The following is a 26988-nucleotide window of genomic DNA, read 5'->3' as shown; positions in this document are numbered from 1 at the left end:
CCCAGTGAGTGGAGGACCTGTGGACCGTGTGGCACATCTCGTCGCCTTGTTCGAGTCGACGCCGGACGGCGACGATGACGGAGATGCCAAGGTCCAGATCATCCTCGAGCTCGAGGACCACCTGAGCGACCCCCGGGCGCTGACCCTGTTCGCCTCGGTGATCGCCGATCCGGCCGAACACGACCTTGCCCGCGTCGAGTGCCTCAAGATCCTTCGCCTGCAACCACCGGCAGCCGCCGACGACCGGCGGCGGATCGGCCGGATCATCGCGGACACTCTCCAACCGACTGAGGACTATCTGGTACGCCAGTACGCCGCCGGGGCACTGGGCCCCTACGCGCAAGAGTCCGACGTGTTCGACGCGATGTCCAGCGCCGTGGTCGGAGACGACGACGTCGACGTTCGTCACAGCGCTCTGGCATCAGTGGTCGAAGCCGGTCCTGACAACCGCACCATCGCGCTACTTCACCAGCTGACCAACGACCCGGAGCTCGCCACCGCCGCAACACGGACCCTGCGAACGTGGCTTTGACCGCCGCCCGTCGGCAGCGGCCGACCAGCGGCATGTGCACGTAGCCGACTGCGTGATGTTGGTCAACGTCAGTGCCCGCGTGACGGTGAACGGGGTCATGCTGGTGGCGTGAGCCGCTATCTGCTCGACAACCGTCGCCCGGAAGCGGGCGAAAGGTTCGCTGCGCTCGCGGAACTGTTCGATCCGTGGACGTTTCGCCATCTCGACGACGTGGGGCTTGGCGCGGGATGGCGGTGTTGGGAGGTCGGTGCCGGCGGCGTCTCGGTGCCGAATGGCCTGGCAGAGCGCGTGGGACCCAGCGGCCGGGTGCTGGCCACCGACATCGACGTGTCGTGGACCGAGCCCGCGGCAGGCGGTGCACTGGAAGTACGTCGGCACGACGTGACAGCCGACCCGCCGCCGGCGGAGAAGTTCGACCTCGTCCATGCCCGGCTGGTGCTGGTTCACCTGGAGGATCGCGCGGCCGCGCTGCGGGTCATGGTGGATGCGCTCCGACCGGGTGGATGGCTGGTGATCGAGGATGCGGACCCCGCACTGCAGCCGCTCGCCTGTCCGGACGAGCGCGGTCCCGCCGAGGAACTGGCCAACCGACTGCGCGCTGGAATCCGCACGCTGCTGGTCGAGCGCGGTGCGGACCTCGCGTACGGTCGCACGCTACCGAGGCTGCTGGGCGAGGTGGACCTGGAGGATGTCCGCGCGGAGGCCTACTTCCCGATCGGGTCACGCGCCTGCGCCATTCTGGAAGCGGCCACAGTCCAGCACGTTCGCGACCAGTTGCTGACCGCGGAACTGGCGACCCCCAACGAGATCGAGACACACCTCGAGAACCTGGCCGCCGGCGACCTGCACCTCATGCTCGCGCCGATGATCACCGCTTGGGGCCGGAAACCGACCTGACTCCCCAACCCGTCAAGCATTGGGGCGGTGGGTCCATCTGGCGCGCAATGAATGGCGTGAAGGACAGGTGACCGCAGACCGCCACCGCCCGAGCCGGATTGCGCGTGGCCGGCTCGGGCGGATTCAGAAGGTGACGTGATTACTGGGATCTGAACCCGTTGTTGGACGCGGCGAGACGGCGGGAGGAGGGTGGGGGTCGCGACCGGAACGTCCGGTGTGGAGGGGGAAACGGCATGGAATTCCGGACGCTCGGCGGGACCGGCACGATCGTGTCGTCGCTGTGCCTGGGCACGATGACCTTCGGCAGCGAGAGCAGCGAGGAGACGTCGCACGCGCAGCTGGACCGATTCCTGGAGCGGGGCGGCAACTTCATCGACACCGCCAACGTGTACTCCCGTGGCGTCTCCGAGGAGATCATCGGCCGGTGGCTGGCCACGCGGCCCGGAGTTCGGGACCAGGTGGTGATCGCGACCAAGGGCCGCTTCCCGATGGGTGGCGGGCCCAACGACGTGGGCCTGAGCCGAACGAGCCTGACCCGCGCGTTGGACGCCAGCCTCCGACGGCTCCAGGTCGAGACCGTCGACCTCTACCAGGCGCACGCCTGGGACGCGTTGACGCCGATCGAGGAGACGCTGCGGTTCTTCGACGACGCCGCGAAGGCCGGCAAGATCCGGTACGCGGGCGTCAGCAACTTCATCGGCTGGCAGCTGCAGAAGGCCGCGATGCTCACCGGTTTCCTCGGTCTGACGCCGATCGTCACCCTGCAGCCGCAGTACAACCTGCTGGTCCGCGAGATCGAGTTCGAGCTGACGGCCGTCTGCCAGAACGAGAACATCGGCATCCTGCCGTGGTCGCCGCTGGCCGGCGGCTGGCTGACCGGCAAGTACCGTCGCGACGAGGTCCCGACCGGCGCCAGCCGTCTCGGCGAGGACCCCGAGCGCGGCATGGAAGCGTACGCGCCACGCAACGCTCAGCAGCGGACCTGGCAGGTCATCGACGCGGTCCGTGGGATCGCTGAGTCGCGCGGGGTGTCGATGGCGCAGGTGGCGCTGGCGTGGACGGCTGACCGGCCGGCGGTCACGTCGGTGATCCTCGGTGCCCGCACGGTCGAGCAGCTCGACGACAACCTGGCCGCTGCGGAGCTCCATCTGTCCGTGGAGGAGACGACGTTTCTGGACGATGCCAGTGAGCCACTCATCGGCGACTACCCGTACGGACCGCAGGGCCGCCAGCAGCGCGCCAGCGGCCGCGAGCTGTAGCCGCGCGGCAAGCGCTTCCACACCGGCCGAAACCGTTCAGGGGTAGCACCGTCGGCGCCGGCCAGGTGACGGAGATCCTTCGGTGATCGCGGGCGGCGGCCGCTCGCGATCACCGGCTGGGCTCGTCGGCGACCAGCACGCCAGGGTCCGGCGCGGCGCTCCTGTCGCAGGTTCCGCTCGTCCGCCTCTCGGCACGAGCGAGCGTTCATGGAATGTCCTGCCCCCGCGTCGCCTTGCCACGGCGGAGCCGACGGTCATGGGTGACCGGGTTCGCGTGGTCTGCCGCTATAGTGGTCCCCAGCGCGCACCAGGGCGCCTCCCGTCCGCAGCAAGCACCGAGTGCACCTGGATTCCCCAGCAGCGTATGGCCACGACCCCGTGTCCTGTCGCGGCCGGCTACAGCGGACCCGGCTGACGATGGAGCACCTCATGGGCGACAAGTCCCTCCCCGACAACGCCGACCTGGCTCAGTTGCGGGCCCAGGCCAAGGAACTCCGGCGCGCCGTCGCCGGGACCAACCCGGCCGCCATGGCCAGGCTGCGCGCGATCCTGCCCCACGCCGACGCCGAGATCGCGCTCCGCGACGCCCAACTGGTGATCGCCCGCGAGCACGGCTTCGCCGGCTGGCGCGAGTTGGCGGCCGCCGTCGTCGCCCAGCAGAGCAACGGCCGAGACCTCGACCGCTGGTTCGCCGTCGAACTCAACAACAGCACCTGGGACCTGATCGACAACGGCCTGTCCGAGCACAGCCCCCGCACCGAGCGAGAGCAGGCTCTCTACGCCGCCTACGCCGCCGCCCATCACTGGACGCAGGTAGGCACCGTCGCCAACCGCGGACGCGCCGAGCACCTGATCGCCACCGTCGCGACGGCGACGGGCCTACTCGACGTTGCCCAACGTCACGCTGACCGGTACGTCGAACTCATCGCCGAGAACCCCGCGGCCTTCGCCGACTGGGACCGCGCCTTCGCCGCCGAGGCCATCGCGCGCGTGGCCTCGCGCACCGGCAGCGCCGAAGCCGACCATCTCAAGGCCGAGGCACACCGCCTGGCCCAAGCGGTCGAGCACCCGGAGGAACGACGAATCTGCATGCAACGCCTGGCCGTGGCACCGTGGTAGACCCAGGTCGCGGTCGGTCTGTTCGTGAATCTGTTGCCGGGGCCGGTCGTGCAGATCGGTCGCGATGGCTGCGACCTCGTCGTCGGACCGCGACGGTCAGTGCGGTGGTCTGTCAGGTGTTGCAGGAGCCCGGTAGTGCATGCGGACCAGGATGAGCAGTTCCGAGAACGCGTAGCCGCCTAGTGCCAAGCCCGCGCCGGCTCGGGTCATCCTGGCGATCGTCGCCAGGTAGTCGGACGCTGTGAAGCCTGCGGTAGCCGCCGGCGTCCGCGGTCATCAGCCAGCCAGTCATGACGATCACGACCGCCGCCGCGGCGGAGGCCAACATCGGCAGGGCGGTGATCGGCAAAGCTCCGCCGACGGGACCGGTTGTCAGGTCGTCGATCCACGGGGCTGGTGCCGTACGGCAAGCCAACCGGCCTTGTCGATGACCTCGCGAGCCGCGTCTTCCTCCGACCTTTCGTGCGTGGAGACGAGGAAGTCCCGGATCCTGTGCAGATCGTTGCGCGCATGGAAGACGTCGACCCAGCGGCGCAGGCCCTCCCGCCAGAACTCGTTCGGCTCACGCGCCGTCACCCGCTCCTTCAGGACGGCTTCGGGCGCGGTCAGTTCGCACACGGCGAGGTGGGCGCCGGGGAGAGCGGCGCGCAGGAGCGCGAGTTCCTCCTCGTCGGCGACGACGCTGGGCAGCAGGAGCCGGAGACCGGGAACGGCGGCGTAGCGGGGCCAGATGGCCCGGAGGTTCTCACGCGCGAAGGAACGGCCCTGGTCGGGATGCACGATCGAGATCTCGTCCATGTCGATCACCCCGTGCGCAAGCCCGGCCTCCCGCAGGATCTCGGAGACGGCCCGCGCAAGGGTCGTCTTCCCGGCGCCCGGCGATCCGTGCAGGACGAGCACATCGACGTCGTTCACGAGCCGAAACCTAGTGGCGGGAGCGGGAGCGCTCAAACGCCTTTCGTTCGGGCATCCCGCGGCGGTCAACGGTCGGGATGGCATGCTCTGCCGGTGCTTACGGATGAGCAGATCGACGACGCGTTACGCGCCGTGAACCGCAAGAAGGTTCCGTTCGAAGGCCGTTGAAACAAGTCGCCGTATCCCGAACGCTCCCACGACGGCCGCACCTTCGCGGTGTTGGTCGACGCCTCCGAGGTCGAGGCGCTGACCGCGATCCGCGCCATCGACGCGGTCGCTGTCGCGGATGAGAACCAGTTCTGGGCCGCTGCCGCCGAGGAGCTCGGCTACGGCATGTGAGCAGCTTCGAACGTGCCACCTCGACGGTGTGTCCGACGAGACACCGCCGTCCGACCACCCCGGGAGGATCATTTCCCTGAGCGTTCGACTGGGACGCAAGGGGGGCAACGTGGCCAACCGCAGGACGACGCGCGGTCGTGGCCGGCAACACCGGGCGCAGATGAGGCTCACCGGCAACGCTGTTCGGTCGGAGGCGCCCACATCTGACGGGACTCGTGTGCACACGGTGCGCGTCGAGCCGTGGCGAGGCGACCGGTGTGAACGGTGCGGCGGGCGGATACAGACCCGGAACGCGGGCCGGGACCGTCACGAGGGCACGATGAGCATGCGGCCCCTGTGGGTCCTGGGGTGGACGGCGACGATGACGGTGCTCCTGGCGGTGGCGGTCAACGTCACCACGCTGCTGACGTTTCTGTTCAACCCAGGCGTGGGGCTGCTGTTCTTGTTCGCGGCTCCGGGCCCGGTGCTGGTGCTGAGCGCCGACATGTGGCTCGGGTCGGCTTCACGATTCGCGATCGCCCTCGCCACGGCCGGGGCACTGTTCCTGGGCATGTTCGCGCCGATATATGCAGTCGGCAAGGCGCTGGCGGTCGTGGGCGACACGACCATGGCGACCGTGTCCCAGGTGGACACGGCGACGGACCGGCACGGCGCCAAAAGCTACACGGTCTGGCTGGCCGACGGTCACGGCAAGCCGATCGGGCGACCACTGGCCACTTCCGTCGCGCGGCGAGTGGGCGATCAGTTCGAGGTCGTGTTCGACCCGCACGGCTTGCTGCCCACCGCGAGGCCGGCGAGGACCGCTTGGTCCTGGCCGCTGCCGGCGGCGCTGGTCAGCGCGCTGGCGATGATCGCCGGGCTGGCCCTGATGGCCCGCCGCCGGGAGGTCAGCGTGTAGCGCTGCCCCGCCCTTCGCCGACGATCACGCGGTAGTGACGGTCACGGGGGAGGGGAGTGGGCATGGAGTCGGCGATCATCGCCGCCATGGCGGCGCTGTTGGGGCTCGCGCTGGGACGGTTCTGGGACAGTCGGAACGAGGCGCGCCGGTGGCATCGTGATCACCGTATCCGGATCTACGAGCAGTTCATCGGCGCCTACTACGCCTCGCGCGAGGCCTACCGGGCGCTGGCGCTGCTGGAGCCGGGCACGCCCGAGGCCGAGGCGGCGTTCGGCGTGGCACTGGACATGGCGGTGGACTTCAACCGGTCCGTGGTCGCGGTCTGGTTCCACGGCAGCGCGGCGGTCGCCACCGCCGCGCACCTCGTGGACGTCAAGGTGAACGAGATGCCCGACATCGCCAGAGCCCGCAGGTACACCTGGGAGGACTGGCGGTCCGCGCGCAGCGAGGCCGAGGACGCCATCGAGCGCTTCGCCGAGGTCGTCCGCCACGAGTTGGGCCTGCCCAGGCTCGACATCATGATCAGTTACCCACGCCGCGCCGCCGAACCCCAAGGACCGATCTCGCAGCCGTGATCACCGGCCGCACGGGCAGGGACGTCTGGGTGCTGCCTGTCAGCGCAGTTGCATGACCGCCAGATACCCGCCGTGATCGTCGTGCCGCGTCTCGACCTGTCGCCACGGGCTCTCCCTCAGCAAGTCGGTCAGTTCCGCCCTCGGACGGGAGCAGATAGTCGAACCATTCCGAGGCCAGACGTTCGTGCCGTACCCGCAGGCGCAGCTGCCCGGGCATTCGGCCCCGCCGGCGGTTGCGGTCGTGGTAGGCGAGGTGAATCGGGTTCTTGGTCCCGTACGGGTCGTATCCGGCGCCGAGGAGCCGTGCCCCCGGCGCGGCCACCCGAGCCAGCTCGGCAAGCACCACGGGCGTCCACCGGGAACTCCGGCAGATGGAGCCCGCCGTCGAGCTCCTGCACCGGGCCCGGGCGATCCAGACCGACAACGGTGACCTCGGCGGCTGCCGGTTCACCCTCACCGTGCTCGGGAACATCCACGCCGAGACCGACCGCCCCGAGCATGCCGTCGAATGCCACCGCGAGATCCTCGACATCTGCACCGAGATCCAGGACCCGCGCGCACCTGGCGCTGGCCCGCGTTCTCGAGGCCGGCGGCGACCCGGTCGCGGCCGAACCGCACTGGCAGGCCGCCCTCGACACGTTCGACGACCTGGGATCGCCCGAAGCCGCCCAGATCCGGGAATCGCGGTCGTCAGCTCAAGGAGCGCAGGATGCGAGCGGTCCGGCGTTCGACGGTCGACCGGCCGTACCGCCGGACGAGGCTCAGGTAGAAAAGCGGCGGCCCCACCGACGACCAGTGCTCTCGCCGGTCGGCGCGCAGCAGGTGGCGCACCACGGGTTCGATCTCGAACCGTACGAACTCGACCTGGTCGTGTTCCCACTTGTCCGGGACACCGCGGCTGCGGCGCTGGAGGACGTCCTCGGCCGTCAGCTCGTGCAGGAATGCCACGAACAACGCGCCCCACTGCTGACGTTCGGCGTCGATGACGACGGCCAGCATCTCCAGGTGGTACTCGGACTTTTCGATCGACAACTCCTCGGCGATGCCTCGGCGCATCACGTCGTAGAGGTCCGGCGCGGTGCGGCCCCGGGAGTCCAGCTGCCGGGACAGCGCCTCGTTGGCCGACGAACTCCACGTGCCGGGTTGGGAACCGACCTGTTGCGCGCGCTGCTGGACGACCAGGAGGTTGTCCGACGTGACGACGGCGACGTTCGTGCCGAAGCTGCAACACATGAACGCCGGCGCCGCACGGGGATCGTTCGGGGTCAGGTAGCGGCTGCGGGGCGTGCTGCCGTCGGCGAACGGCCGGTCGAGCTGTTGGCCGGCGAGGAAGGTGAAGTAGTCGCCGTGGGCCAGGTGCAGGCAGATCTCCGGACTTTCGTCGATCATGGTCCGGCTGACCGTCAGACTGGTCACGGCGTAGTTCGGGCCGTTCCAGAAATGCGGCAGGCCCTGGGCCTTCTTGCTTTCCTCCGCGGCGCGTATCTCCTCGACCCACGGCGCCATCTCGTCGGGAACCCGCACGTCGACCGGGTCGACGACGAGTCGCACCGACTGCTCGTTGATGACCTGCTCGCCGTCGCCCTCCACGATCACCAACGGCGTGTGCAACGGGCCGAGCCGGAACTCCTCGCTCGACACCGGCAGCGGTCCGCGAGCGCGCAGCCGGCGGGCGAAGGACCCGACCCGCTGTAACTGTCCCTTCAGAAGGTCCTCGAAGAGCACGCTGGCCAGCAGGCCCAGCACCGCTCCGACGATCAGTCCGGTGACACCGGACGCCAAGCCTTCCACGCAACTACGTCCTCTGCTCAGGGATGCAAGGCCTGGAGTTGTCGTTCGTGCACGGCAGGCAGCCAATCCCCGTACGTGGCCGACGGGGCGAGCCGCCGGTCGTCGGGAGCCTGGCCGTCACGCAAGGCGTGCACGTACGCGCGATCCTGGGCGATTCGCTCGCGCGCCTGATCGGCTCCGCCGACGGAGCCGTGGCCCGGGATGAGGACATCGACGTCGCCGGCCACGTCCTCGAGCAGCCGCAGCGCGGCGAGGTAGTTCTCGACGGGGTCCGTGGCGCCGGTGAGGTCGAGCATCGGAATCAGGACGTCGGAAAGCATGTCGCCGGCGACGAGAACCCCGCGTTCCTCGATCAGCAGCGCCGCATGACCGGAGGCGTGCGCCTGATGCTCGACGATCCGGATTCGGGGACCGTCCCAAGGAAACCGTGCCGTGTCGGCGGGCAGTCCGGTGATGCGGCCGAGCAGGTCCAGCGGCACCCGCTCGACGATGTCCGGCGGAATCATCGTGGCGACGCGCGCCATCGCACCTGGGGCCGACAGCCGCTCGCGGGCCGTGGCCGCGCAGCGGGCCGTGCCGTAACGAGGCGCCTCGCCGAGGTCGGCGTGCCAGAGCATGTGATCCCAGTGCGGATGCGTGGAGAACCCCGCGACCAAGGGCTGGCCCAACTCGCGAATGTCCTTGCCGAGGCAGGCCATTTCGTCGCCGAGCACACCGGGGTCGACGAGCAACAAGCCCGATGGGCCTTGCACGACAACGGCATTGCTCTGGCAGAACTCGCTCCGGTGGACCAGGACACCCTCAGCGACCTGCCTCAGCACGGGCACACTGCTTTGACGACGGACACTGGGCTCCTCGCGCCGGTGGATGCACTCGCTCGGCGAGACGGTAGTACCGGTGCTAGTCGGCTGCAAGCAGTATGGACATCACCGCTATTTCGTGGACAACACGCCGAGCAGGTGCGTGACCGTTGCGGCGATCGCATCCCGGGCGGGTGCGAGGTATCGGCGCGGGTCGCTGCGGTCCAGGCCGGTGGCGCGGACCGCATCGGTGAAGGCGATGTTCAGCGCCGTGCCGACGTTGATCTTCACCATGCCGTGGGCGACGGCGGCTCGCAGCTGGTCGTCGGGCACGCCCGAGGAGCCGTGCAGCACAAGGGGAACCGGCACGGCGTCGCGCAGGCGGCTGATCAGATCGTGATCGAGCGAGGCGGTGCGGGTGGTCATCGCGTGCGAGCTGCCGACCGCGACGGCCAGGGCATCGACGCCGGTGTCGGCCACGAAAGCCGCCGCCTCCAGCGGGTCGGTGCGCACGCCCGGCGCATGCGCGCCATCCTTGCCGCCAACCTCACCGAGCTCGGCTTCGAGCCAGATGTCGTGACGGTGCGCCCACTCCGCGGCCGCCCGAGTCGCGGCGACGTTATCGGCGTACGGCAATCGGGACGCGTCGTACATGACGGAGCCGAAGCCGGCGTCCGCCGCCTGCCACAGCAGTTCCTCGTCCTCCACGTGGTCGAGGTGCAACGCGACCGGCACCGTGGAGTCTGCGGCGGCAGCCGCCGCGGCGGCCGCGAGCGGACGGACCCGCCCGCCGTGGAAGCGCACGCAGTTCTGGCTGATCTGCACCACCACGGGAAGTCCGGCGGCTTCGGCGCCGGCCACGACTCCCTCGACGTGCTCAAGGGTGATCGCGTTGAACGCGGCCACGCCGTCGCCGCGGCGGACCGCGGCGTCGATGATCGTCTGGGCCGGCACGAGCATGGTTCAGTTCTCCTCGACGGTGACGGCGTCGGCGAATTCGCGGTAGGTGGGGGCGTCGAAGGCCCCGGCGACCGGTGCGGCCACGGCGGCCGCCGACAGCGCGACGGCGTCGGCGAGGGTCTCGGGCCAGGGTCGGTTGTGGGCCAGGCCGATGGCCAACGCCGCGGTGAAGGCGTCCCCGGCCCCGGTCGGGTTGCCGTGCACGGGTCGCGGCGGCCGGGCGCTCCAGATTCCGTCCGATGTGGACAGAACGGCGCCGTCCGGTCCGAGGGTGACGGCCGTCGGCACGTCCAGAGCGTGGCAGTCGCCGGGGAGCGTGGGCGTGCGGCCGAGCAGGCCGGCCAGCTCGTCGATGTTCGGCTTGATCAGCGCCGGCCCGGCCGCGATGCCGGCACGCAGCGGCTCTCCCTCGGCGTCCAGGATGACCGGCACGGGGCTGCGTCTGATCAACCGCGCGTAGGCGTCGGCGGGAAGTCCGGGTAGGCTGCCGGACAGCACCACCACCGACGCGGTGGCCGCGAGCCGGTCGAACTCCGCCTCCAGCGCCGCCCATTCCGCCGCGCTGATCGGCGGTCCCGGCTCGTTGAGCATGGTGACCGCGTCCGCGTCCACCACGGCGACCGTGCGCCGGCTCTCGGCGGCGATCGGCACGAATTGCGGCAGCTCCGACAGCAGTTGGGGCCCGGCGAACCCGGTCGCGGTGACCGGCTCACCGAGCTGCCGCAGCACATCGGCGACGTTCACGCCCTTGCCGCCGGCCCGGCTGTGCACGTCCCGCACGCGATGGGTTCGCCCGGGAGACAACCGGTCCAAGCGATAGGTGACGTCCAGGGCGGCGTTGAGGGTGACGGTGACGATCACGAGGCGCTCCGGGCGCAGATGGCGGCGCCGAGCCGTCCCGCGGACGCGCCCAGTGCGGCCCTGACGACCTTCGGCGGCTGCCGCCAGGCGATCCGGGACCGCAGCTGCTCCCGCAGCGGCGCCAGCAGCCGCTCGCCGGCCTCGGCCAGCCCGCCGCCTATCACCACGAGCGAGGGATCGAGCAACATCGTGCAGGCGGTGAGCGCGTGACCCAAGGCGGCCAGGGCTTCGTCGAACACCCGCCGTGCGGCGGGATCGTGCGGCGTCCGCGCCACGACATCGGCGGCGGTGGCGCCGGGTTCGCCGTACCGACGGGCCAGTGCCGCAGCCGACGCGTACGTCTCAAGGCAACCGCGCTGCCCGCACGTGCAGGGCTCGTCGCCGAGCGGGACCGGCATGTGCCCGATCTCCCCGGCCAGCCCGTCCGCGCCGCGATACGGCCGTCCGTCGACGAAGACGGCCCCGGCCACCCCGGTGCCGATCGGCAGGAACACGAAGTTGTCGACGCCCTGGGCCGCGCCGAGGTCCCGCTCGGCGAACCCGCCGGCCAGCACGTCCTGGACGAGGGTCACCGGCAGACCGAGCCGGGCCGTGGCGATGTCCCGCAGCGGCACGTCGCGCCAGCCGAGGTTGCTGGAGTACCGGGCGACGCCGTGCTCGTCGACGATGCCCGGCACGGCGAGTCCGACCGCCTCCGGGCGCTGTCCGGCCCGCTCGACGAGGTCCTCGACGAACCGCAGGATGCCGTCGATGGTGTCCGGCCGGCGCGGCGTGGGCCGGTCCTCTGTGGTCCGGGCGATGCGGTCGTCGTCGACGACCGCCCCCTTCATCAGCGTGCCGCCGACGTCCACCGCGACCACGGTCATGTCAGGATCACGGAGCGCGTGAGGTTGCGGGGCGCGTCCGAGTCCAGGCCGCGCCACGCCGCCAGCTCGACCGCGAGTCGTTGCGCCCGTACCAACTCCGCCAGCGGGTCCACTGTGGACGTCTCCAGCTGTGCCCCGGTGGCGCGGATCTCCTCGTGCAGGCCGGGCGGAAGGTCGCCGAACACCCACACGAGCGAGGCCACGTCCGCCACCGCGATGGGGCCATGCCGGTACTCCATGCCCGGATAGGCCTCCGCCCACGCCTGCGCGGCCTCCCGGACCTTGAGCGCGGCCTCGTTGGCCAGGCCCACCGTCCAGCCGGAGCCGAGGAACGTGTACTGGCGGAACGCCGGCCAGTCGCTCGGCAGGTCCCGGCGCAGCGCCCGCTCGGCCTGCTCGGGGAGGGCGGACACGTCCTCGCCGAGGTGGGCCCGCAGCAGGACCAGCAGGGTCGTCGGGAACCGGGTCTGCACCACGGACTGCTCGTCGGCGAAGTCCATCGCGACGACGTCGTCGGCGAGCTCGCACGCGGGGCTGCCGGCCACGCCCGTGATCAAGGTACGGCGGGTGGAGCCGGCGATCGTGGACAGCGCGCGCAGGATCTCCGTCGTCGTGCCCGACCGCGAGATCGCCAGCACGCGGTCGTAGCGGCGGTGCGCGAGGAACTCCGATGCCGGCCAGGCGTCGGTCTCGCCGTGCCCGGCGCCCTCCCGCAGCGCGGCATAGGCCTGCGCGACGAACAGCGACGTGCCGCAGCCGATCACGGCGACGCGTTCGCCGGGCTGCGGCAGGCCCGCCGGCGCGGTCGCCGCGAGCTCCTGTGCTTGGCGCCAGCAGCCCGGCTGGCTGGCGATCTCGTTCAGTGCGTGACTCATGCCGCTCCGATGCGCGTTGATGAGCAGTTCTGCGCACAAGTAGGCCATAACGAGCATCAACACGCAAGACGGTGCGAAGTGGCTGGCATCTCGCCCGGGCGTGCTCGAAGATCGGCGGGAACGCGCACCGCAGTGGTTGGAGGACGGCCCGATGACGTCGCACGAACGATGGAACGCCCTGCTCGACATCATCGCGCGCGACGGCCGGCTGGAAGTGGAATCCGCGGCGACCGAGCTGGCGGTCTCCGCCGCGACCATCCGCCGCGACCTCGACCACCTCGCGCAGCAGCAGATGATCACCCGCACCCGCGGCGGCGCGGTCGCGCACAACGTGTCCTACGACCTGCCGCTGCGTTACAAGACCGCCCGGCACGCCACCGAGAAGGAGCGCATCGCCAAGGCCGCCGCGGCGCTGGTCGCCCCCGGCGCGGTCGTCGGCCTCAACGGCGGCACCACCACGACGGAGGTCGCCCGGGCGTTGGCGACGCGCACCGACCTGACCGGCGTGGGCGTGGAGCCGGCGCTCACCGTCGTCACCAACGCGGTGAACATCGCCAACGAACTGGTGGTGCGGCAGCACATCAAGCTGGTGGTCACCGGCGGCGTCGCCCGCCCACAGTCCTACGAGCTGACCGGCCCGCTGGCCACCCTCGTGCTGCCCCAGCTCACCCTCGACCACCTCTTCCTGGGCGTCGACGCGATCAGCGCCGACGCCGGCGCGACGGCGTACAACGAGGGCGAGGCCAGCATCAACCGGCTGATGGTCTCGCGCGCCCGCCGGACCGTCGTCGTCGCCGACTCCTCGAAGCTCGGCAAGAGCGCGTTCACGCTGATCTGCCGGCTCGACGAGGTGGACGCGCTGGTCACCGACACCGCCGCCGACCCGGACCTCGTCGCCGCGTTCGGCGGCGCGGGAGTGCAGGTCATCCAGGCCTAGCCGCCATCGCGCACCCGAGGAGCCGGTCGGTCGACCGGCTCCTTTTTCGTCGTGCCCGCGAAGGTAACGGTTCGGGCACGACGCCGGCCCGCCCTTGCGTCGGCCCCGTGCGGCGGTCAAAGGTATGCGCACTCGATGACGCAAGCTGTTCGTAGAACCTTTAAACTGAGCAGAATCGCGCAAAGCCGTGCACGACCCGACCGCGATCAGCTCGGCTCGACTGGATGGTGGCCATGAGCACGACTGGTAGAAGGACCTGGGCTGCGATCGGTGCGGCGGTGGCGGTCGCCGCCTCGGCGACCGCCTGCGGCAGCGCCGGCGCCGGCGACGACAACGCGCTGCCCACGGCCGACGCGTATCTCTCGTCGTCCTGTCCGGCGGTGGCGGCCAAGCCGACCACCGACAAGGAGCTCACCTACTGGTCGATGTGGACCAAGGACGAGCCGCAGGGCAAGGTGCTCCAGCACGCCGTCGACTGCTTCGGCAAGCAGACCGGCGTCAAGGTGACCGTGCAGTGGCTGGGGCGCAAGTACCTGACCCAGAACCTGGCGCCGGCGCTGAACACCGACACCGTGCCGGACCTGTTCGACCAGGACATCAGCCAGGTCGGGGCGGCCGTCGTCGCGCCCGGCGGCACGCAGAGCGTCGACGACGTGCTCGGGCTGCCGGTCGGCGAGGGGGACAAGACCGTCAAGGATGTGCTGGCGCCCAGCTCGTACGACATGCCGCAGAACCGCGACCACAATGGACACTACTTCGAGATCCCGTACGAGCTGCTCGGCAACGCCTGGTGGTACAACAAGGACCAGGTCAAGGACTTCACCGCGCCGAAGACCGTCGACGACCTGTTCCAGCTGTTCGACAAGGCGAAGAACTCCGGCAAGGCGGCCGTCAGCCAGGACGGCGACATCGACTTCTACAACGCCTACTTCTTCACCCAGCTCGCCGCCCGCTACGTCGGCCCCGGCGGCCTGGCCCGGGCGGCCGCCGACAAGACCGGCCAGACCTGGAAGACCGAGCCCGGCTTCCGCAAGGCCGCGCAGATCGTGGAGCGGCTGGCCAAGGGCGGCTACTTCATCGACGGCTGGAACGCCTCCAAGTTCCCGCAGGTGCAGCAGAAGTGGGCGGACGGCGAGTCCGACTACCTGTTCGTCGGCAGCTGGGCGCCCAGCGAGACCCGGGAGTACCTGAACAAGGAGGGCAGCGACAAGAAGATCAACTACGGCTCCTTCCAGTTCCCGCTGCCCGACGGCGCCACCCACGACATCGTCGAGCAGTTGCCGATCGGCTTCGCCGTCACGGCCAAGGCCAGGCACGCCGAGGCGGCCAAGGACTTCATCGCCTACTTCCTGAACAAGGATGTGCTCAAGGGCATCCCGGCCGTCGCCGACAACATCACCCCGCGCCCCGACCTGGAGGTCCCGGCCGACCTCGCGGACGTGAAGAAGGCGCTGGACGACCCGAACAAGCAGCACATGATCTTCATGGACGGCATCGACGGCCTGTTCGGCGGCAAGTACGTCAACGACGTCTTCTACCCGGCCGACGACTACCTGCTCAAGGGCACGCTCGGCGCCGACGAGTTCATCGCCCAACTCGCCGACAAGACCGCCGAGTACTGGAAGAGCCAGGCCTGATGGCGACCATCGCGGCGGCGCCGGCCACACAGCGCGGCGCCGCCGGAAAACCCGGCCCCACCGGCACTTCCGGCGGCCACCTGGTCCGCAAGCGCCGCCTGTTCTGGCCGTTCCTCGCGCCCGCGCTCATTCTGTACGTGGTCTTCCTGGTCGCGCCGACGATCGTGACCGGCGTGCTGTCGTTCACCCGCTGGGCCGGCGCCGGCGACACGCCCCAGTTCACCGGATTCGCCGGCTACCTGCGGATGTTCGCCAGCGACTCGTTCCGGTCCGCGCTGGTGAACACCCTGATGTACGTGGTGGTCGGCGGCATCGGGACGTTCCTGCTGGCGTTCCTGTTCACGATGGTGTTGCGGGACATGCCCGGCGGCAAGCTCGTGCGCACGATCCTGTTCTTCCCCAACATCGTGGCCCCGGTCGCGCTGGCCATGTTCTTCAGCTTCCTGTTCAAGTCCGACGACAAGGGGCTGGCCAACTTCGTGCTGGGCGGGCTCGGCATCGACCCGGTGCGGTTCCTCGCCCCGGAGAACGTCACCCTCACCGTCATCGGCGCGCTCGTCTGGGCCAGCTCCGGTTTCTACATCACGATTCTGATGGCCGCCGTGGACCGCATCCCGCCCTACCTGTACGAGGACGCGGAGATCGCCGGCGCGTCGGCGTGGCAGAAGTTCCGCGCGATCACGCTGCCGCTGACCTGGGACGTGGTCGGCGTCGCCGGCGTGCTGTGGACCATCAACGCGCTCAAGATCTTCGAGCTGGTCTTCGTGCTCGCCGGGCCGGGCACGTACTCGCCGCCGACGGCGGCGTGGACGCTGGGCATCTACGTCTTCGACCGCTCCTTCGGCAGCCAGGGCACGCCCGACTACGGCGGGGCCAGCGCCTGCGCGGTCGTGATGATCGCGCTGACGTCCGTGTTCGTCGTGCTGCTGCGTCGCCTGATGCGGCGCGACACCATCCAGTTCTGAGTGGAGGAAGCCCATGACGGTCGCGGATGTGGGCCGCAAGGCGCCCCGCCGGCCCCGGCCGGCGCCGGGAGCGGGCCGGCGCAGCCCGCTGCGGGTGCTCGGCATGGTGGTGGTGCTGGGGTTCACCGCCTTCAACCTGCTGGTGCTGTACTGGTTGATCGCCGCTTCCTTCAAGACGCCGGTGGAGATCTTCACCAAGCCGTTCGCCCTGCCGGTGCGCTGGTTCCAACTCGGCAAGCCGCTGCGCAACTTCGCCTACGCGTGGGACCAGGCCGGCTTCGGCGACGCCTTCCTCACCACGGTGGTGCTGGTGGCCGCGTCGTCGGCGGCGATCGTGCTGGTGTCCGCGCCCGCCGCGTACGCCCTGACCCGGCTGGGCGTGCGCGGTTCCGGGCCGCTGACCAACTTGATCGCGGTCGGCATGGGGGTGCCGTTCCAGACGGTGATCATCCCGCTGTTCATCGGACTGTCCACAGTGCACCTCACCGACAGCCTGTTCGGTCTGTTCCTGGTGTACGTGGCGCTGTCCATCCCGTTCACCGTGTTCCTGCTGACCGGCTTCTTCCGGTCGCTGTCGGACGAGATGGAGGAGGCCGCCGCGATCGACGGCGCCTCGCCGCTGCGCACGTTCTTCGCGGTCATGCTGCCGCTGGCCCGCGGCGGTCTGATCACCGCGCTGATCCTGAACGCCATCGGGCTGTGGAACGAGACGCTGCTGGCCATCGTCTTCCTCCAGTCCCAGGCCCACTTCACGCTGGCCCGCGCGCTGTTCACGTTCTACGGCGCGGCCGAGTACCAGTCCGAGTACGGCGGCCTGATCGCCGGGGTGACCATCCTCGTGCTGCCGATGCTCGTCCTGTACCTCGTGCTGGCCCGCCGCATCATCACGGGCCTGACGCTCGGCTCCGGAAAGTAGGGAAACACCATGGCAGACGTGTCCTTCCGAGGCGCCACCCGCTACTACGCCGGGGTGGACCGGCCGGCGGTCGACCGGCTGGACCTGGAGGTGGCCGACGGCGAGTTCCTGGTGCTGGTCGGGCCGTCCGGCTGCGGCAAGTCCACCACGCTGCGGATGCTGGCCGGCCTGGAGGGCGTGGACGAGGGGCAGGTGTGGATCGGCGACCGCGACGTCACCGCGCTGCCGCCCAAGGACCGGGACATCGCGATGGTGTTCCAGAACTACGCGCTCTACCCGCACATGACCGTCGGCGAGAACATCGGCTTCCACCTCAAGGTGGCCAAGGTGCCCCGGGACGAGCGGGAGCGCCGGGTGCGCAAGGCCGCGACGCTGCTCGGCCTGGAGTCCTACCTGGACCGCAAGCCGGCCCGGCTGTCCGGCGGCCAGCGTCAGCGGGTCGCGATGGGCCGGGCGATCGTGCGCCAGCCGCAGGTGTTCTGCATGGACGAGCCACTGTCCAATCTGGACGCCAAGCTGCGGGTGCAGACCCGCACCCAGATCGCCTCCCTCCAGCGCCGGCTCGGCGTCACCACCGTCTACGTCACCCACGACCAGGTGGAGGCGATGACCATGGGCGACCGGGTCGCCGTGCTGAAGGACGGTGTCCTGCAACAGTGCGACACCCCGATCGGCCTGTTCTCCAAGCCGGCCAACCTGTTCGTCGCCGGCTTCATCGGCTCGCCCGCGATGAACCTGCTGCCGGCCCGGGTCGACGGCGATTCGGCGGTGATCGCCGGCCACGCCGTCCGGCTCACCCGGGGACAGCGCGCCCAGCTCAGCGGCGATGAGGTCGTGGTCGGCGTCCGGCCGGAGGGCGTGGACGTGGTCGACTTCGACGACGGCATCCCGGTGGTGGTCGACGTCGTCGAGGAGCTGGGCAGCGACCAGTTCCTGTACTGCTCCTTCGAACAGGCCGGCACCGGCGACCTGGTCGAACACGCCGTCACGGCGCGTGTCGCCGGCATGTCCCCGAACCAGCGCGGCGCCAAGGTCGGCCTGCTGCCACGTCGCGAGGCGGTGCACCTGTTCGACCCGGTGACCGGGTCTCGGCTCGAGGACTGACGTAACCCGTTTTCCCCTGCCAACCCTTGGAAAGGCCATCCCATGCGCGTCACGCCGCCACGGAAGACCCGCCTTCGACGATCCACCATCCAGGCGGTGGGCCTGCTCGCCGCCGTGCTGACGGCCGCAGCCGGCCTCGCCGCGCCGGCCGAAGGCTCGCCCACGGCCACCTCCGGCGACGGCGCGCAGCTCGCGCTGACGCCGCCGATGGGGTGGAACGACTGGGCTCACTACCAGTGTGACTTCACCGAGTCCACGATCCTGGCCAACGCCAACGCATTGGTGTCCAGCGGGCTGGCGGCCAAGGGCTACAACACCGTCACCATCGACGACTGTTGGATGCGCACCGCCCGCGACTCGGCCGGCAACCTGCAGGTCGACACCACCCGGTTCCCCGACGGCATGCCGTACGTCGCCAACAAGGTGCACGCGCTGGGCCTGAAGTTCGGCATCTACGAGGACGCCGGCACCACCACCTGCGGCGGCTACGCCGGCAGCTGGAACCACTGGACGCAGGACGCCAACCTGTTCGCGTCCTGGGGCGTGGACTACGTGAAGTTGGACGGCTGCAACCTGCCCACGGTCGCCGGCCAGACCGAGGTGCAGACCTACCAGAGCGCCTACCAGCAGATGGGCGCGGCGATGAAGGCGTCCGGCCGGGACATGGTGTTCTCCGAGTCGGCGCCGGCGTACTTCGAGAACACCGCGGACTGGAACGACGTGCTCGGCTGGGTCGGCCAGTACGGCCAGCTGTGGCGCGAGGGCTACGACGTCGCCACGTACAACGCGAGCAATCCCACCGCGAGCCGGTGGGGGAGCGTGATGTCGAACTACGGCTACAACAACCCGATCCACCGCTACGCCGGCCCCGGCAACTGGAACGACCCCGACTTCCTCATCGCGGGGGACAGCGGGCTCACCGCGGCCGAGTCCCGCAGCCAGATCGCGCTGTGGGCCGAGATGGCCGCGCCGATGATCCTGTCCAGCGACGTCGGCTCGCTGTCCAGCAGCTCGGTGGCGGACCTCGGCAACAGCGACATCATCGCAGTGGACCAGGACAGCCTGGGCCACCCCGGCTATGTCGTGTCCCAGAACGGCACGCTGGACGTGCTGACCCGACCGCTGGCCAACGGCGACCGCGCGGTGGCGATCCTCAACCGCTCCGGCTCGACCGTCAGCGCGAGCACCGCGGCCACCACCGTCGGCTTCGCCGGCGGTGCCGGATGTTCCTACCAGGTCAAGGATCTGTGGGCCGGCACGTCCAGCACGACCAGCGGCACCTTCGGCGCCAGCGTTCCCGCCCACGGCACGGCGATGTTCCGTGTCAGCCCCAGCAGCGCCGCCTGCGGCGCCGGCGTGAACGCCGGGCAGATCAGCGGCATCGCCGGCAAGTGCGTGGACGACTCCAGTTCGAGCACCACCGACGGCAACCCGGTCATCATCTACACCTGCACCGGCAACGCCAACCAGCGCTGGGCGCTGTCCGGCGACGGCACGGTCCGCACGCTGGGCAAGTGCCTGCACGCGGCCGGCGCCACCGCGGGTTCGGCGGTGGATCTGAGCACGTGCAACGGTTCCTCGGCGCAGCAGTGGACGTACCAGCGCAGCGGCAACCTGACCAACGGCGCTTCCGGGCTGTGCCTGGACGTCAACGGCGGCGGGTCCACCGACGGCACCAAGCTGATCGTCTGGAGCTGTGGCCACAACCAGGACAACCAGGTGTGGTCCCTGCCGTCCTGATCGACCTGCCGTCCTGATCGACCTGCCGTCCTGATCGACCTGCCGTCCTGACCCGAGCAGGCCGGACCGCCGGGCGGCCCCTGCCCCCGGCGGTCCGCTGCCGTTGCCGCTCCGTCGTTGCCCGCCCCGGCTGGACCCCGACGTCATCGCAGCGCCCGGCTCCTCCGGGCGCTGCGTGCCGGCGCGCGTCGGGGGCGCTCGCCGGTCCCGGTATGGTTCAGCCGACTCCGCCCCCGCATGACGGGCTTCGGATGGAGGGCCGCCGGGACCGGAGGATCGTGGATGACCCTGATAGAGACCGCGCGCGTAACAACTCTCGGCAAGACGCGGCAGGGTCTGTCGGACCGGTTGCTCGGGACGGTTGTCGTCGAACCTGGGTGCGGTGCAGGTGCGCCCGTCCGCGTCGGCGCGCTGGGAGAGGACCGGTATGCGACCCCTTGAGCCGACCGACCCGCAGTCGGTCGGCCGCTACCGGTTGGAGGCGCGCCTCGGCTCCGGCGGTTTCGGCGATGTGTATCTGGGACGCACACCGGGTGGGCGCCTGGTGGCGGTCAAGTGCGTGCGTGAGCGGGTCGACGATCCGCAGCTCCGGCAGCGGTTCGCCGCGGAGATGGAGGCCGCCCGGCGGGTCGGCGGTTTCCACACGGCCCAGGTCGTCGACGCCGACGCCGAGGCCACGCCGCCCTACCTGGTGACCGCCTACATCCCCGGGCCGACCCTGGCGCAGGTCATCGCCGAGCACGGCCGGCTGCCGGAGCCGTCGCTGCGGGTGCTCGGCGCTGGTCTGGCCGAGGCACTGGAAGCCATTCACTCCGCCGGTCTGATCCACCGCGACCTCAAGCCGTCCAACGTCCTGATCGCCCACGACGGGCCGCGGGTCATCGACTTCGGGATCGCCCGGGCCCTGGACGGCACTGCGCTGACCGGGACCGGGTCCGTGCTGGGCACGCCGACGTTCATGGCCCCGGAGCAAGCCCGCGGGCTGGCCTTGACCCCGGCGTGCGACGTGTTCAACCTGGGGCTGGTGCTGTGCCACGCGGCCGCCAGCCCACCGTTCGGCGAAGGATCCACGGCCGCGTTGATCTACCGGGTCGTCCACGAGGAACCCGATGTCGGCACCCTGCCCGCGGTGCTGCAGGGGCCGGTGGCCGCCTGTCTGGCCAAGGACCCCGCCCAGCGCCCCTCCCCGGCCGAACTGCTGGCGATCTTCGGTGGCAGCACGCCACACGTGTCCTGGCTGCCGCCCGAGGTCCGGACGATGGTTCCCCAACCTGCGCGCACGGGTGCGGAGACCGCCACGACCGGGCCGCACCACCAACCGCTGATGCCGGCCCCGACCCCTCCGCTGAGCCAAGTGCCGCTCCCGGTGCGGGGAAGCCGCCGTTCGGGCGTCATCGGCGCCCTGGTCGCCACGGTGCTCGGGCTGGCGGCGGCGACCATCGTGACCGTCGTGGCTGTGAACAGCTTGCCCGGCGGGGCGCCGGCGGCCACCAACAAGACCGTCGCCACGGTCGGGCCGACCGGTTCAGAGACCGGAGGCCACACAACGCCGACCGGGTCAGAGACCGGAGGCCATACAACGACCCCGGCACCGCCCCTCAGCGCGACGATCGCCGGCACGTGGTCCGCCGACAACGGCCCCCTGACCGTGACGATCGTGAAGGTCGTCGACAATGGCGGCAGAGTCAGTTTGACGGTCAGCGCGCACAACGGCGCCACCCAAGCGGTGAACCTGCCGAGCTTCGGCTACTTCACCGCGACCGACGACCAGGGCACCAGCTACACAGCAGGCCCAGGCACAGTGATCACCGCACCAGCCGGCGGAACCGTCTCCGACACGCTCACGCTGGAGAAGTCCGTCCCGGCATCGGCTCGGAGTCTGAACATCGCATGGGCCCAAGTCTTCTCCCTCGATCTCGCGGTACACGGCTCGATCAGCATCACGGGAGTTCCGCTGCCACGGTGACCCAGCCTCGCTCCGACAGCCGGCGGGGTGGGCACCTGTAAGCTTCCAGGAACTTTCGGCCGGTTGCGGAGTGGCGGGACCCGAGGCGCTCAGGTCCGGGGGAGGGGGCGCGGATCGTGCTGAGCGTCGTCATCCAACTGCCCGACCGGCTGATCGAACTCGCGCCCGGCGACGAGGTCGCCTTCGGCCGCAGCCAGCGCGCTGACATCGTGCTCGACAACCCGGCGATCTCGCGGATCGCGGGACGGATCCGCGCGGTCGCGGCCTACTGGACCGTGTCCAACCTCAGCTCGCGGGCCACGTACGTGGTGGAGAACCCCGAGGGCGGTGGCGAGTTCCTGAAGGTCGCCCCGCGCCGCCTCGACATGCCGGTGCCGTTCGAGATCGCCCGCCTGGTCCTGCCGACCGCCGGTGTCCCGGTGTCGTTCACCGTCTTCGCGCCCGAACACGCCTACCAGCCGGAGGACGAGCCGTCCGGGAAGGCGGCGACCAAGTCGGCGTTCTCGCTGAACGAGTCGGCGAAGTACTTCCTCGTGCTGGTCGCGCTGTGCGAGCCGCGGCTGCGCGACGGAGCGTCCGTGGTGCTGCCGACCGTTCCGCAGATCGTGGAGCGGCTGCATCCGCTGGAGTCCTGCCGCGACCTGACCCGGGCCGCGGTGAACTTCCACATCGACTACCTGGCCCGCACCAAGCTGCGGGTCCGCGATCCGGAGGCCGACGGCGACGCCAAGGCCGACTGGCAGCGCGCCGCGCTGGTGGCCACCGCGGTCCGGTTCAACCTGGTCCGGGACGAGCACCTGGCGATGCTGCCGTCCCGTCGTCCCGCGACCTGGATGCCGTCTCCCACAGCCTGACCCCTTCGGCGGACACCCTGGAGGCTTACAGGTGTCGCGGGCCCGGCAAGCCTGATTGGCTTCAACGGTGCCCGGCAGTGGCGCGCCTCGAGTCGACCGGCACGGGCGCATTGAGCTTGCACGGGTGCTCGCAGCGCAACTCACGCACGAAATGACACGAAGGACCACAACGTGCTGTCTCTGATCAATCCTGTCCGTATTCCGCGGGAGCTGAGTGTGAAGGTGTCCAGGACCCGCATACCCGCGGCCCTGCTCACGGCCCTCACCTTGGCGGCGGCCGCCGGATGCTCCAGCGCGAGTCCGAGTCCGAGCGTGAGTCCGAGCGCGGGCGACGGCGCCGGCGGCCAAGCGAGCGCGGACCAGCAGGCGGCAGCGGCCATCACGGTCCGAGAGCTGCACGACCTCGGTGCCAACAACTACACCGACCTGTGCGCGATCGTCGCACCAGGGTCCTCGATCCTGGCCGACGGCATCGACGGGTGCACCATGCGGATCCAGGTAGCGATGAGCGTGGGGCAGCAGGCCGGCACCGATGACTTTCTCAGCAGGGCATCAGAGCTCACCGTGAACGCTTCGAAAGTGATCGTGAACGGCGACTCCGCGACCGTGCCGAAGGCCGCGATGCTCTACCAGGGCCAGCCGGTCACGCAGTTCGAGGGCATGCATGACGGGCGGCTGATCCGCAAGAACGGGCAGTGGTACATCGTCACGGGACGTTGACCAATGGGCGTTCCCCGCCGAACAAGTCAAGAAAGAACGTTTTCGTATGACCCATCCAGATATGCCGCCCGTGCGCGACGTGGACGTGGTTCAGTGGAGTGATCTCAACTACAGCCGCAGCGAGGGTTGATGGGGGTTCCCGCGGTTCGACTCACGTGGTTGTCGGCCGTCGCAATGAGCTCCAGTGGCTGGCAAGCCTCGCAGCTGTCGCCGCTGCCAGACCCGCATTGGGGTCACGTCAAGATGTTGAACACGTTCCCGCCGGTCCAGACAACGGCTTCGCAGATGCTACTAAAGGTCCTCCCGTAACTGTCGGGAAGGCCCTCCCAGGCTCCGGTGGCCGTCACGGTCACCAGCTCAACCCATGGGAGGAAAAACACGCCCTTTTGGGCGGGATTTTGTCGATCTGACCTTTGGTGGCGACTAGATCATTGCAGGCTTCCTGTGCATGGGGACGTGTACCGTCGGTCGGCTCGCAGGTGAGCGTCGCCTGAGCCACCATGACTCCAACCTCGCTCGTGATAGTGAGGTCGAGCCGGTTTGCAGGGCTGGCCGCCAAGGTCGGGGACGTCATAAGCCTCATGAATACCAGCACAGCAGTGACCGATGACCCGATATATTTCATGATCACGAATTAATGCCTCGAATATTCGATTTCTGTCACATTTCGAGTGAATTTTCGGAGTTGCGCTACCGGCTGTGCGCGGATTTCTCGACGTGCCCTGGCGCTTATGCCTGCCAGGTTGGAGTTAGCTGGTTCGGACCGACCGGGACTAATGGCGGCCGCTGTAAGTTGTCGGCCGGCGGCGATGGGGCCTACCGAGACCGAGTCATTGAGCCTCGGTGGGCACCATCGTGTTCGCGTCAACTTGTGCTCGACCGGTGAGTTCCTAGGTCGCCGGGTCAGCGGTCGGGTCGGACATGCCACCGATTCCAGGTCAGAACGGGTCCACGTGGCTGGGGGTGCCCGGGGTCCGGAACCCGATATGGAAGTCGCGCCCGTTGTCGCCGGTATTGGAGTGCCGCACGACGGCGTCCGGCGCGTTACCGGGCGGCTGGGCAGCGGCCGGGGTCGCCCCCATCTGGCACGGTGTGCCCGGCGTGGTGGCCACCGCATCGACCCTGGCGTTGGTCGGACCCATCAGGCAGAGGCCGAGCCTGCTGGGCAGCGCGATGCCTGACCAATATTGGTTGACCACCCCCGGCGGACCACTAAAGGCGTCCGCGTTGGCGATCACGTAGACGTCGTTCTGATACAGGGTCACGCCCACCGGGATCGTGACCGAGAGGGCCCTCACGGACTGGCTGAGCCAGGCATCGACGCTGAAGCCTGACAGAGTCCGCGCGGCCTGGCTGATGTTCTGGATCTGGATGTACTGGTCGGATTGACCGCCGGGGCCGCTGGTGGCGAACTGGTCGATCACGAGGGCAAAGTCCTGCGGGCCTGCCGCCGCGTTCGGTGCCGCGGACGCGGCGGTGGCGCCGGTGGCCAGTGAGAGAACCGTGATGCCCACTGCAATGAGGGCTGTGAGGGAACGCCTCATCGGTGTTGCCTCCTTCTCGGAATAGTGGTGAAGCGGTTCATTGCGTTGTTCGATGCCCGGCAATCGCGACGGTCTCGGCGGCCGGTACATCCCGGGTGAATCGGCGCAATTCGGCCGGGATGACAATCGCCACCGCGAACGACCTTCCCGAACAAGATGTTGATTCACGGGGTCGGGCGTCCAGGCCGGGCGACGGGACCGGGTAGACCAGGGGCCCTGGGCCCGCAGTAGAAGTCCGCCGCGTTGTCGTCCGTGTTGGAGCGTCGGATGAGGGCGAGGGCGTCCGGGCAGACCGGTGCCGGGTCGGCCCCCCAGCTCGCGTCGTTGGACACCCAGTTGATAAGGAAGCCGGACGGGTCCAGCAGCATGATGAAAAACCGGTCGGGTATCTGGACGCCGCCGGTGAGGAACTGGTGGACGACCGGTCCGCTACAGCCCTGCGGGTTGGCGATCACGTAGACCTCGCCGGACTGCAGGATCGTGCCCGACGGGATCTTCACATCGAAAGACTTGGACGGGCTGGACGCGACCACGACCGTGAAGCGGCTCAGGTCCTGCCGGTCCTGGCTGATGTTCTTGATCTGGATGTACCGGTCAGTCGGACCCGTTGGGGCCACGGGTACCGATCTGGCCGAACACGAAGGTGGTAGACACGGACAACACAGCACCGTGCGGCTGCGCCGCATTCGCCACGGGGCCACCGGCGAGCAGCGAGAGGATCACGACAGCTGTCATCATCATGACAGCGAGGGAACCCTTCATTGTTTTCTCCTAGTCAATACGGAGAACGCGATAGTGACACCCTGGACATGTGAAATACTTTTGACGAGACTGGGTCCGTGAGCCGATTGGACTCAACGTGAGCAACAAATTCTAAAGTTGACCCATATGCTCCAGTCGAGAAGACGGCCTGGCTACACCTCCAACGGTGTCGCTCTTAAGATGTCCAACCCGCCGGCAAATAAAGGGTCGATCTCAGGGTGGGGGCGTCGGGCGTCCGACGCAAGGAGGCCATTCACGTGGCCTCTCGCGTAGTATCAGGGCACATCCGGACCGCAAGGTTTCAGCAGTCGCTGATGCTGGTTTGGTCCCAAGTTCCAAGGACAGCGAATCGCGGTCCGGACCGTTGGGGTATGTCGCGAGGCAAGCGCAGCGCAGGGCGAGTAAGCGCCGCAGCACATACGCGCCCGGACGCGTTCCAGCACCGTCCCGCCGAATGGTGATCGACCAGTTCGGTCGGGCTGAACCATGTCGTCGGCAAGGCCGAGCCCGCCACCGGGGGGAGGGCGGCGGGCTCGGCACACAACACGTCGCCCGCCCCGCGCCCGACGTTACCCTGGCCGCGGCATCCTCTCCCGCGCCGACGCGGCCGTGCCGTCGCCGCGTTCGCCTCACACTGATGCCAACGGCGGCTGCGGCGCGGCTGCCGGTGAAGGGCTCAGAAACGGGTCGAGCAGCCCAGGCACACTCTGCTCGACCAGCAGGACTATGGGCTCGCGTCGGCGACGGCGCGCACGACGCAGTAGCCCCGGCCGGCCGCGACGGTCACGTCCAGCGCGATCAGGCCGGAGTGGCGTTGCGCCAGCGTCTGCCTCATCGACACGTCGGCAAGTGCCTGTTTTCGAACCTGAAGACCTTGCGAGCCAACGGATGTAGTTGAGTCATGTCTTGATTCGAGGTCGGAGACAGAGTGTGGGCCCACGCCCGCGGGCCGAGAGGATGACCCCGCAGGCCGAGGCGATGACCAGCACCAATCTCGCCACCCTTACTAGTAGTACTTCGTTAAGTTGATCTTTGGTTCGGTAGTGGTCGCTGGCAGGTGGTGCATGTGCCGGTCCAACAAGCCAGCAGTTCCTGTAGCGCTCGGAGGACTCCGTAGAGCGTCAGGCCGGCATGAGGGCTTTTGGGTCCAGGCGTT

General features: G+C 69.3%; 26 protein-coding genes. 15 read left to right on the top strand and 11 right to left on the bottom strand.

The genetic code is table 11. The features are described from left to right. Positions 1–19 precede the first annotated feature (19 nt). From BCF44_RS49580 to BCF44_RS49565, 4 genes are all read left to right on the top strand, one after another. Entirely contained in the window at positions 20–532 is a 513-nt protein-coding gene (locus BCF44_RS49580) for a HEAT repeat domain-containing protein (protein ID WP_170218173.1), read from the top strand. 108 nt (positions 533–640) lie between these two features. Continuing rightward, the gene (locus BCF44_RS49575) at positions 641–1429 is read left to right on the top strand and encodes a methyltransferase domain-containing protein (RefSeq protein WP_211353604.1); all 789 of its coding nucleotides are present in this window, start codon (positions 641–643) and stop codon (positions 1427–1429) included. A 233-nt stretch (positions 1430–1662) separates the two neighbouring features. After that, positions 1663–2688, top strand: coding sequence for an aldo/keto reductase (locus BCF44_RS49570; RefSeq protein ID WP_116181568.1), 1026 nt, complete (start codon positions 1663–1665; stop codon positions 2686–2688). A gap of 429 nt (positions 2689–3117) precedes the next feature. Next, the gene (locus BCF44_RS49565; protein WP_116181567.1) at positions 3118–3807 is read left to right on the top strand and encodes a hypothetical protein; all 690 of its coding nucleotides are present in this window, start codon (positions 3118–3120) and stop codon (positions 3805–3807) included. A gap of 372 nt (positions 3808–4179) precedes the next feature. Here the strand turns inward: BCF44_RS49565 and BCF44_RS49560 are convergent, their stop codons facing one another. Next, positions 4180–4722 carry an AAA family ATPase gene (locus tag BCF44_RS49560; RefSeq protein ID WP_116181566.1) on the bottom strand — a complete coding sequence of 181 codons (543 nt, stop codon included), beginning with the start codon at positions 4720–4722 and terminating at the stop codon, positions 4180–4182. 658 nt (positions 4723–5380) lie between these two features. On the opposite strand from BCF44_RS49560, the gene BCF44_RS49550 reads away from it, so the two are divergent. Further along, positions 5381–5959 carry a hypothetical protein gene (locus tag BCF44_RS49550; RefSeq protein ID WP_116181565.1) on the top strand — a complete coding sequence of 193 codons (579 nt, stop codon included), beginning with the start codon at positions 5381–5383 and terminating at the stop codon, positions 5957–5959. A 62-nt stretch (positions 5960–6021) separates the two neighbouring features. Next, positions 6022–6534 (top strand): hypothetical protein, encoded by a 513-nt coding sequence (locus BCF44_RS49545; RefSeq protein WP_147328981.1) that lies wholly within the window; start codon positions 6022–6024, stop codon positions 6532–6534. 690 nt (positions 6535–7224) lie between these two features. Here the strand turns inward: BCF44_RS49545 and BCF44_RS49540 are convergent. From BCF44_RS49540 to BCF44_RS49515, 6 genes are all read right to left on the bottom strand, one after another. Continuing rightward, a complete protein-coding gene (locus tag BCF44_RS49540; RefSeq protein ID WP_211353603.1) occupies positions 7225–8325 on the bottom strand; it encodes a hypothetical protein in 1101 nt (366 codons plus the stop codon). A 17-nt stretch (positions 8326–8342) separates the two neighbouring features. After that, a complete protein-coding gene (locus BCF44_RS49535) occupies positions 8343–9146 on the bottom strand; it encodes an MBL fold metallo-hydrolase (protein ID WP_116181563.1) in 804 nt (267 codons plus the stop codon). Positions 9147–9257: 111 nt separating this feature from the next. Continuing rightward, positions 9258–10085 (bottom strand): class II fructose-bisphosphate aldolase, encoded by an 828-nt coding sequence (locus tag BCF44_RS49530; protein ID WP_116181562.1) that lies wholly within the window; start codon positions 10083–10085, stop codon positions 9258–9260. Positions 10086–10088: 3 nt separating this feature from the next. Next, on the bottom strand, positions 10089–10946 hold the full coding sequence (locus BCF44_RS49525; protein WP_116181561.1) for a 1-phosphofructokinase family hexose kinase: 858 nt from the start codon (positions 10944–10946) through the stop codon (positions 10089–10091). Beyond that, complete coding sequence (locus BCF44_RS49520; protein WP_116181560.1) at positions 10943–11812, bottom strand: ROK family protein; 870 nt, start codon at positions 11810–11812, stop codon at positions 10943–10945. Before BCF44_RS49520 ends, BCF44_RS49525 begins: the two co-directional genes overlap by 4 nt. Then, positions 11809–12687 carry an SIS domain-containing protein gene (locus BCF44_RS49515; RefSeq protein WP_116181619.1) on the bottom strand — a complete coding sequence of 293 codons (879 nt, stop codon included), beginning with the start codon at positions 12685–12687 and terminating at the stop codon, positions 11809–11811. The genes BCF44_RS49520 and BCF44_RS49515 overlap by 4 nt, the downstream gene beginning before the upstream one ends. 151 nt (positions 12688–12838) lie before the next feature. Here BCF44_RS49515 and BCF44_RS49510 point away from each other — a divergent pair, with 151 nt between their 5' ends. From BCF44_RS49510 to BCF44_RS49470, 9 genes are all read left to right on the top strand, one after another. Continuing rightward, entirely contained in the window at positions 12839–13624 is a 786-nt protein-coding gene (locus BCF44_RS49510) for a DeoR/GlpR family DNA-binding transcription regulator (RefSeq protein WP_116181559.1), read from the top strand. Between the two features lie 233 nt (positions 13625–13857). Next, complete coding sequence (locus BCF44_RS49505; RefSeq protein WP_116181618.1) at positions 13858–15261, top strand: ABC transporter substrate-binding protein; 1404 nt, start codon at positions 13858–13860, stop codon at positions 15259–15261. Next, on the top strand, positions 15261–16226 hold the full coding sequence (locus tag BCF44_RS49500; protein WP_116181558.1) for a carbohydrate ABC transporter permease: 966 nt from the start codon (positions 15261–15263) through the stop codon (positions 16224–16226). Before BCF44_RS49505 ends, BCF44_RS49500 begins: the two co-directional genes overlap by 1 nt. Positions 16227–16239: 13 nt before the next feature. Further along, positions 16240–17142, top strand: a complete 903-nt coding sequence (locus BCF44_RS49495) for a carbohydrate ABC transporter permease (RefSeq protein ID WP_116181557.1) — start codon at positions 16240–16242, stop codon at positions 17140–17142. A 9-nt stretch (positions 17143–17151) separates the two neighbouring features. Then, positions 17152–18246 (top strand): ABC transporter ATP-binding protein, encoded by a 1095-nt coding sequence (locus BCF44_RS49490; protein WP_116181556.1) that lies wholly within the window; start codon positions 17152–17154, stop codon positions 18244–18246. A 96-nt stretch (positions 18247–18342) separates the two neighbouring features. Beyond that, complete coding sequence (locus BCF44_RS49485; RefSeq protein ID WP_211353602.1) at positions 18343–19986, top strand: glycoside hydrolase family 27 protein; 1644 nt, start codon at positions 18343–18345, stop codon at positions 19984–19986. A 427-nt stretch (positions 19987–20413) separates the two neighbouring features. Further along, the gene (locus tag BCF44_RS49480) at positions 20414–21952 is read left to right on the top strand and encodes a serine/threonine-protein kinase (protein WP_116181554.1); all 1539 of its coding nucleotides are present in this window, start codon (positions 20414–20416) and stop codon (positions 21950–21952) included. A 116-nt stretch (positions 21953–22068) separates the two neighbouring features. Further along, on the top strand, positions 22069–22806 hold the full coding sequence (locus BCF44_RS49475; protein ID WP_211353601.1) for an FHA domain-containing protein: 738 nt from the start codon (positions 22069–22071) through the stop codon (positions 22804–22806). Between the two features lie 312 nt (positions 22807–23118). Continuing rightward, on the top strand, positions 23119–23526 hold the full coding sequence (locus BCF44_RS49470) for a hypothetical protein (protein WP_116181552.1): 408 nt from the start codon (positions 23119–23121) through the stop codon (positions 23524–23526). 349 nt (positions 23527–23875) lie between these two features. On the opposite strand, the gene BCF44_RS59400 is transcribed toward BCF44_RS49470, so the two are convergent. From BCF44_RS59400 to BCF44_RS56220, 4 genes are all read right to left on the bottom strand, one after another. Continuing rightward, positions 23876–24100 (bottom strand): SSI family serine proteinase inhibitor, encoded by a 225-nt coding sequence (locus BCF44_RS59400; RefSeq protein ID WP_379801646.1) that lies wholly within the window; start codon positions 24098–24100, stop codon positions 23876–23878. 364 nt (positions 24101–24464) lie between these two features. After that, on the bottom strand, positions 24465–25133 hold the full coding sequence (locus BCF44_RS49460) for a hypothetical protein (protein ID WP_147328980.1): 669 nt from the start codon (positions 25131–25133) through the stop codon (positions 24465–24467). A gap of 101 nt (positions 25134–25234) precedes the next feature. Next, positions 25235–25687 (bottom strand): lamin tail domain-containing protein, encoded by a 453-nt coding sequence (locus tag BCF44_RS49455; RefSeq protein WP_116181549.1) that lies wholly within the window; start codon positions 25685–25687, stop codon positions 25235–25237. Then, a complete protein-coding gene (locus BCF44_RS56220) occupies positions 25665–25832 on the bottom strand; it encodes a hypothetical protein (RefSeq protein WP_170218172.1) in 168 nt (55 codons plus the stop codon). The genes BCF44_RS49455 and BCF44_RS56220 overlap by 23 nt, the downstream gene beginning before the upstream one ends. Between the last annotated feature and the right edge of the window lie 1156 nt (positions 25833–26988).

Source organism: Kutzneria buriramensis (genome assembly GCF_003387475.1).
GTDB lineage: Bacteria > Actinomycetota > Actinomycetes > Mycobacteriales > Pseudonocardiaceae > Kutzneria > Kutzneria buriramensis.
Note: the sequence above shows the minus strand (reverse complement) of the source record. Positions and strands in the feature narration are given on the sequence as shown.